Origin of the sequence: Nocardioides sp. NPDC057772 (assembly GCF_042798075.1) — a bacterium.
Classification (GTDB): Bacteria; Actinomycetota; Actinomycetes; order Propionibacteriales; family Nocardioidaceae; genus Nocardioides.
Genome location: NZ_JBHVKN010000258.1, coordinates 1 through 6,415, shown reverse-complemented (window position 1 = coordinate 6,415; position 6,415 = coordinate 1). Strand labels below are relative to the sequence as shown.

The 6,415-nt window shown below is 69.8% G+C and carries 7 protein-coding genes; 6 read left to right on the top strand and 1 reads right to left on the bottom strand.

All coding sequences use genetic code 11. The annotated features are described in order from the left end of the window. The first annotated feature begins 150 nt into the window (after window positions 1-150). Genes mfd through ACFVJS_RS25510 form a run of 3 tightly spaced genes read left to right on the top strand, consistent with a single transcriptional unit; the run spans window position 151 to window position 4,734 of the window. On the top strand, window positions 151-3,666 hold the full coding sequence (mfd, locus tag ACFVJS_RS25520; protein WP_378886244.1) for a transcription-repair coupling factor: 3,516 nt from the start codon (window positions 151-153) through the stop codon (window positions 3,664-3,666). A gap of 38 nt (window positions 3,667-3,704) precedes the next feature. Continuing rightward, window positions 3,705-4,322, top strand: a complete 618-nt coding sequence (locus ACFVJS_RS25515) for a MarR family transcriptional regulator (protein WP_378886242.1) — start codon at window positions 3,705-3,707, stop codon at window positions 4,320-4,322. After that, window positions 4,282-4,734, top strand: a complete 453-nt coding sequence (locus ACFVJS_RS25510) for a hypothetical protein (protein ID WP_378886240.1) — start codon at window positions 4,282-4,284, stop codon at window positions 4,732-4,734. Before ACFVJS_RS25515 ends, ACFVJS_RS25510 begins: the two co-directional genes overlap by 41 nt. 6 nt (window positions 4,735-4,740) lie before the next feature. Here ACFVJS_RS25510 and ACFVJS_RS25505 read toward each other — a convergent pair whose 3' ends face one another. Then, window positions 4,741-5,118 (bottom strand): hypothetical protein, encoded by a 378-nt coding sequence (locus tag ACFVJS_RS25505; RefSeq protein ID WP_378886238.1) that lies wholly within the window; start codon window positions 5,116-5,118, stop codon window positions 4,741-4,743. Between the two features lie 43 nt (window positions 5,119-5,161). Between ACFVJS_RS25505 and ACFVJS_RS25500 the strand changes: the two genes are divergently transcribed. From ACFVJS_RS25500 to ACFVJS_RS25490, 3 genes are read left to right on the top strand one after another with little or no spacing between them, the layout of a single operon-like run. Beyond that, window positions 5,162-5,383, top strand: a complete 222-nt coding sequence (locus ACFVJS_RS25500; protein WP_378886236.1) for a hypothetical protein — start codon at window positions 5,162-5,164, stop codon at window positions 5,381-5,383. Beyond that, window positions 5,346-5,927, top strand: coding sequence for an NUDIX hydrolase family protein (locus tag ACFVJS_RS25495; RefSeq protein ID WP_378886234.1), 582 nt, complete (start codon window positions 5,346-5,348; stop codon window positions 5,925-5,927). The genes ACFVJS_RS25500 and ACFVJS_RS25495 overlap by 38 nt, the downstream gene beginning before the upstream one ends. Beyond that, window positions 5,924-6,355, top strand: coding sequence for a MazG nucleotide pyrophosphohydrolase domain-containing protein (locus ACFVJS_RS25490; RefSeq protein ID WP_378886232.1), 432 nt, complete (start codon window positions 5,924-5,926; stop codon window positions 6,353-6,355). The genes ACFVJS_RS25495 and ACFVJS_RS25490 overlap by 4 nt, the downstream gene beginning before the upstream one ends. Window positions 6,356-6,415 lie beyond the last annotated feature (60 nt).

Here is a 6,415-nt window from a genome sequence, read left to right as displayed (position 1 = left end):
CCTCCCCTACTTACAAGTAACGTCTCGCTCCCCTCGCTCCCTGCGGTCCGCACCACGGACCGGAAGCCGCGCAAGGAGAACCGGGATGACCCACCCTCCGTACGATCCGGAGCACCCCCACCTCTGCGCGATGCCGCCCTGAGCGAGGTGATGGCGGAGGCCAAGGGCGGCCGGATGCTGGCGCTCGACGTCACCGGCCCGGAGGCGCTCCGCCCCTTCGTGGTCACCGGTCTCGTACGCCAGGAGCGCACCGTCCTCGCGGTCACCGCGACCTCGCGCGAGGCCGAGGATCTGGTCAACGACCTCACCGACCTGCTTCCGCCCGACTCGGTCGCCTACTACCCGAGCTGGGAGACCCTGCCCCACGAGCGGCTCTCCCCGCGGTCGGACACCGTGGGGCGCCGGCTCGCCGTGCTCCGCCGCCTGCGTCACCCCGATGCCGACGGTGCTCACGGTCCGCTGAAGGTGGTCGTCGCCCCGGTCCGCAGCGTGCTCCAGCCGCAGGTGAAGGGTCTCGGCGACCTCGAGCCGGTGGAGCTGATCAAGGGCCAGGAGGCGAGCCTCGACGACGTCGTCGTGAAGCTCGCCGACGCCGCCTACTCCCGCGTCGACCTGGTCGAGAAGCGCGGCGAGTTCGCGGTCCGAGGCGGCATCGTCGACGTCTTCCCGCCGACCGAGGAGCACCCGGTACGCGTCGAGTTCTGGGGCGACGAGGTCGACTCGATCCGCCACTTCGCGGTCGCCGACCAGCGGGCGATCCCGGAGGAACACGGTGGGGCCACCGAACGCCTGTGGGCGCCGCCGTGCCGCGAGCTCCTGCTGACGCCCGACATCCGCGACCGGGCGCGCAAGCTGGGTGAGGACCACCCCACCCTGATCGAGCTCACCGACAAGATCGCCGCCGGCATCGCGGTCGAGGGCATGGAGTCGCTCGCGCCCGCGCTCGTCGACGACATGGAGCTGCTGCTCGACCTGATCCCCGAGGACAGCCACGTCCTGCTGCTCGACCCCGAGCGGATCCGCAGCCGGGCCCACGACCTGGTCGCCACCGCGGAGGAGTTCCTCGGTGCCTCCTGGGCCGCTGCGGCCAGCGGGGGAGTCGCCCCGATCGACCTCTCCGCGGCCTCCTACCGCGACCTCGCCGACGTACGTGCCCACGCCATCGCGCAGGGCAAGCCGTGGTGGTCGGTCAGCCCGTTCGGCCTCGACGACGGCGAGTCCGATCTCGCCGATCCCGACGTCGTCGGCGTCCCGGTGCGCAAGATCGACTGGCAGCCCGCAAAGGCCTACCGTGGCGACACCGCCGCGGCGCTGGCCGACATCGAGCGCTGGCGCGACGACAGCTACCGCGTGGTCGTCGTCCAGCCCGCGCACGGCACGGCGCAGCGTACGGTCGAGGCGCTGGGGGAGCGCGACATCCAGGCCCGGCTGGCGGAGGCCGACGACGAGACCGCGAAGCCGGTCCACAAGACCGTCACGGTCATCCACGCCCGCCTGACCCACGGCTTCCTCGACGAGGCCAACCAGCTGGTCGTGCTCACCGGTGAGGACATCTCCGGCCAGAAGTCCTCGACGCGCGACATGGTCAAGATGCCGGCGCGGCGCAAGAAGCAGATCGACCCGCTCGAGCTCAAGCCCGGCGACTACGTCGTCCACGAGCAGCACGGCGTCGGCCGGTTCATCGAGATGAAGCAGCGCGAGGTGCAGGGCGCGACCCGCGAATATCTGGTGCTGGAGTACGGCGCCTCCAAGCGGGGTGGCCCGCCCGACCGACTCTACGTCCCCGCCGACGCCCTCGACCAGGTCACCAGATACGTCGGCGGCGAGCAGCCGAGCATGGACCGCCTCGGCGGTGCCGACTGGCAGAAGCGCAAGGCGCGAGCCCGCAAGGCGGTCCGCGAGATCGCCGCCGAGCTGATCAAGCTCTACGCCGCCCGGCAGGCGACCAAGGGCTTCCAGTACGGCCCCGACAACCCCTGGCAGCGCGAGCTCGAGGACGCCTTCCCGTTCCAGGAGACCGCCGACCAGCTCGCGGTCATCGACGAGGTCAAGCAGGACATGATGCGGCCGGTGCCGATGGACCGGCTGGTCTGCGGTGACGTCGGCTACGGCAAGACCGAGATCGCGGTGCGTGCGGCGTTCAAGGCGGTTCAGGACGGCAAGCAGGTCGCCGTGCTGGTGCCGACGACGCTACTGGTCTCCCAGCACCTGTCGACCTTCGTGGAGCGGATGTCGGGCTTCCCGGTCAACGTGCGCGGCCTGTCCCGCTTCCAGACCGACAAGGAGGCGGCCGAGGTCATGACGGGCCTCGCCGACGGGACCATCGACATCGTCGTCGGCACCCACCGGCTGCTCAACAAGGACGTACGTTTCAAGGATCTCGGCCTCATCATCATCGACGAGGAGCAGCGCTTCGGCGTCGAGCACAAGGAGGCCATGAAGCGTCTGCGCACGTCGGTGGACTTCCTGTCGATGTCGGCGACGCCTATCCCGCGCACCCTGGAGATGTCGATCACCGGCATCCGGGAGATGTCCACGATCACCACGCCGCCGGAAGAGCGACACCCCGTCCTGACGTACGTCGGTGCTTACGAGGACCGCCAGATCGTCGCCGCGGTGCGCCGTGAGCTGCTCCGCGAGGGTCAGGTCTTCTACATCCACAACCGGGTCAACTCGATCGAGAAGGCGGCCGCCCGGATCCGCGAGCTGGTGCCCGAGGCGCGGGTCGCGGTCGCCCACGGCCAGATGAACGAGAAGCAGCTCGAGCAGGTGATGGTCGACTTCTGGGAGAAGGAGTTCGACGTGCTGGTGTGCACCACGCTGGTCGAGTCGGGGTTGGACGTCTCGAATGCCAACACGATGATCATCGAGCGCGCCGACACCCTCGGTCTGAGCCAGCTCCACCAGCTGCGTGGCCGCGTCGGCCGCTCCCGCGAGCGGGCCTACGCCTACTTCCTCTACCCGGGTGAGAAGCCGCTGACCGAGACCGCCCACGAGCGCCTCGCGACCCTGGCGCAACACTCCGACCTCGGCGGTGGCATGGCGATCGCGATGAAGGACCTCGAGATCCGTGGTGCCGGCAACCTGCTCGGCGGCGAGCAGTCCGGCCACATCGCCGACGTCGGCTTCGACCTCTACGTCCGGCTGGTCGGTGAGGCCGTCGCCGAGTTCAAGGCCGGCCCGGACGGTGCGGCCGAGGAGCTCAACGAGGTGAGGATCGAGCTCCCGGTGGATGCGCACCTCCCGCACGACTACATCCCCTCCGAGCGGCTCCGCCTGGAGATCTACAAGCGCCTGGCCGAGGTGCGCTCCGACGAGGACGTCGAGTCGGTCGCCGCCGAGCTCCTGGACCGCTACGGCAAGCCGCCGGCGGAAGTGTCGTCCCTGCTTCAGGTGGCAAGGTTCCGCGCCCGCGCCCGCCAGGCCGGCGTCTCCGAGGTCACCCTGGCCGGCAAGAACGTACGCTTCCACCCGGTCACGCTGCCCGACTCGCGCGTCGTCCGGCTCAACCGGATGTACCCGAAGTCGCTGGTCAAGCCGCAGCTGGAGACCATCATGGTCCCGCGCCCGGTCTCCTCCGGCTTCCCGGCCAAGCCCCTGGACGGTCCCGAGCTCCTCGACTGGGCCAGGGTCGTCATCGACGCGATCATCGACCCGCTGACGTAGGGTTACATATCCACAAAATGGAGGTTATTATCCATTTTGTGAGAAGCCAGGCTCCGGTGCTCGCGCCTCTGTTCCGGTCGGAGGCGCAGGCGCTGCTGCTCTCGGAGCTGCTGCTCCCGGGGGAGGAGATGAGCATGACCGACCTCGCCGAGCGGGCCGGGCTGCCCTATCCGACGGTCCACCGCGAGGTCGCTCGGCTGCTCGAGGCCGGTCTGCTCGCCGACCGCCGGGTGGGCCGGACCCGGCTCGTGAAGGGCAACGAGCAGAGCCCCTTGCTCGCGCCGACGCGGGAGATCCTGTTGACCGTCACGGGACCCGCTGTGCTGCTCAGAGAGGCCCTCGACGGCCTCGACGGAATCGAGCGCGCCTTCATCTTCGGGTCGTTCGCGGCCCGCGCGAAGGGGGAGCCGGGGCCGCCGCCGAACGACATCGACCTGATGGTGATCGGCACTCCTGACGTACGCGCCGTCTACGAGGTCTGCCGCGAAATCTCCGACAGCGTCGGGCGCATCGTCAACCCGACGATCATGAGCCCCGAGGAGGCCGAGGAGCAGACCGGGTTCCTCGACGAGGTCCGGGCCAACCCGGTGATCGAGATCTACGGAGGAGGACCGGATGCCCCTGCCGCTGACGCCGGTACAGCAGAAGGCGGTTGACGCGCTCGTACGCTCCGGCGCCCTGCGCGCCGTGAGGCCCGACGAGAAGAAGGCCCGTGCCTTCCTCGCCGGTGCGGAGTCGGCCCTCGCCGACGTCCCCAACGTCACCCGCACCGAGAACCGCTACAACCTCGCCTACAAGGCAGCGCACGACGTCGGCGAGGCCATGCTGGCGGGATACGGCTACAGGACGACGTACGGCGCGGGCGGGCACGTGAAGGTCGGCAGGTTCCTGGCCGCGGTCTTCGACACCCCGCCGCCACGCGACGCGGCCGCCCACTACGACGTGATGCGCCTGGACCGCAACGCCAACAACTACCTCGGCAAGCCGGTCACCGTCGCCGCCGCCGACATGGCCGCCGAGGCGGCGCAGACGCTCTACGACGCCGCGGTGAAGCGGCTCGCGGATTGAGGCGCGTCAGCTCTGGCCGTCGGCCACCCGGCGCAGCGCCTCGAGGGTGGTGTCGGGACCGGCGTTGAAGGCGAAGCGGGCCTGGGGTGCGAGCTCGTGGACCAGGTTGACGATCGCCTCGAAGAGCTCGGTGTGGGCTGGGATCGCCCTGATCCCGCCGCCGATCATGACGATGTCCCAGGGCTGCTGCCCGAGGGCCTCGCGCACCTGCGCGGACGCGGTGGAGACATCGGTGCCGATCTCGCAGGGGAGCGCGTCGTAGCCGGCGTCGGCGACCTGCGCGTTGCCGACGGCGATCCGCTCCTTCAGCGTGGCCAGGTCGATCGGCGCATCGGAGAGGTCGACCGCCTCGGGCGCCAGTCCGATCAGGAGGACTCGGTTCATGCCCACGACGTTACCGAGGTATCCCAGGCGCAAGAATGAGCGTTTGACCGGCGAGCCAGAGGCGCGCTACGCGCAGACCAGCGACGACATCGCGATCGCCTATCAGGTCCTGGGGAGCGGGCCGGTGACGATCAGGACGCCCTCGCTCGGCAACGTCCGGGCGGTGACAGTCCACACTCCGGCGCCGCTGCTCCGTGACGTACGCCTGTGTCTGGCAGGATCGACGCATGACCATGGAGGCGTTCGGCGAGCAGTCCTTCCCTGAGGAGCCCTTCGGCAACGAGTGGGACACCGAGCCGGGATGGCTCTCCGAGGAGGAGCTGGGCGAGACCCGCGGGCGTGTGCCCATCCTCTACGTGGAGGCGGTCCCCGTGCGGGTCGACCCCGACGGTCGGGTCACCGAGGTCGGGCTGCTGCTGCGTGGCTCGCCCACGACCGGGTCGATCACCCGCTCACTGGTCTCCGGGCGGGTGCTGCACGGCGAGCGGATCCGCGACGCGCTGATGCGCAACCTGGAGAAGGACCTCGGCCCCGTCGCGTTCCCGACCCTGCCGCTGACCACGGTGCCGGTGACGGTCGCCGAATACTTCCCGTGGCCCGGTGAGCGCTTCCACGACCCGCGCCAGCACGCGGTCTCGCTGGTCTACGTCATCCCGGTGACCGGCGAGTGCGAGCCCCGTCAGGACGCCCTGGAGCTGTCCTGGATGACGCCCGCCGAGGCAGTCTCCGACGCGGTCGTCGGCGACATGGAGGGCGGCCGCGGTTCCCTGCTGCGGCAGTGCCTGAACGCGTACGGAGCGCTGGATTGAGCCCAGCCGACGACGACGGCAGGACGTACGCATCGGGGGAGGGGCTCGTCGAGTTCCTCGACCTGATGCGGCTGATGCGTGAGCGGTGCGTGTGGAAGTCGTCGCAGACCCACGCGTCCTTGGCGCAGTATCTGCGCGAGGAGTCAGACGAGGTGCTCGAGGCGATCTCCGAGGAGGACCCGGAGCACCTCAAGGAGGAGCTCGGCGACCTGCTGCTCCAGGTCTACTTCCACGCTGCGATCGCCGAGGAGGCCGGCGAGTTCACCATGGACGATGTCATTGCCGGCCTCACCGAGAAGATGAAGCGCCGCAACCCGCACGTCTTCGGCCCGGAGGCCGAGTCGGGTCGCCGCTACACCCTTGAAGAGGTCGAGCGGCTCTGGTCGGCGGCCAAGGCGGCCGAGAAGGGCCGACCCGGCTCGAACTGACGAGAAGCGAGCGCGAGTCGGCTCGTCTTGACCTGGAATCGCGCCGAGTCGGCTCGTCAT

Coding starts and splice junctions, on each gene's coding strand:
- mfd (WP_378886244.1), top strand. CDS start 151: ATGGCGGAGGCCAAGGGCGGCCGGATGCTGGCGCTCGACGTCACCGGC.
- ACFVJS_RS25510 (WP_378886240.1), top strand. CDS start 4,282: ATGCCCCTGCCGCTGACGCCGGTACAGCAGAAGGCGGTTGACGCGCTC.
- ACFVJS_RS25505 (WP_378886238.1), bottom strand. CDS start 5,118: ATGAACCGAGTCCTCCTGATCGGACTGGCGCCCGAGGCGGTCGACCTC.
- ACFVJS_RS25495 (WP_378886234.1), top strand. CDS start 5,346: ATGACCATGGAGGCGTTCGGCGAGCAGTCCTTCCCTGAGGAGCCCTTC.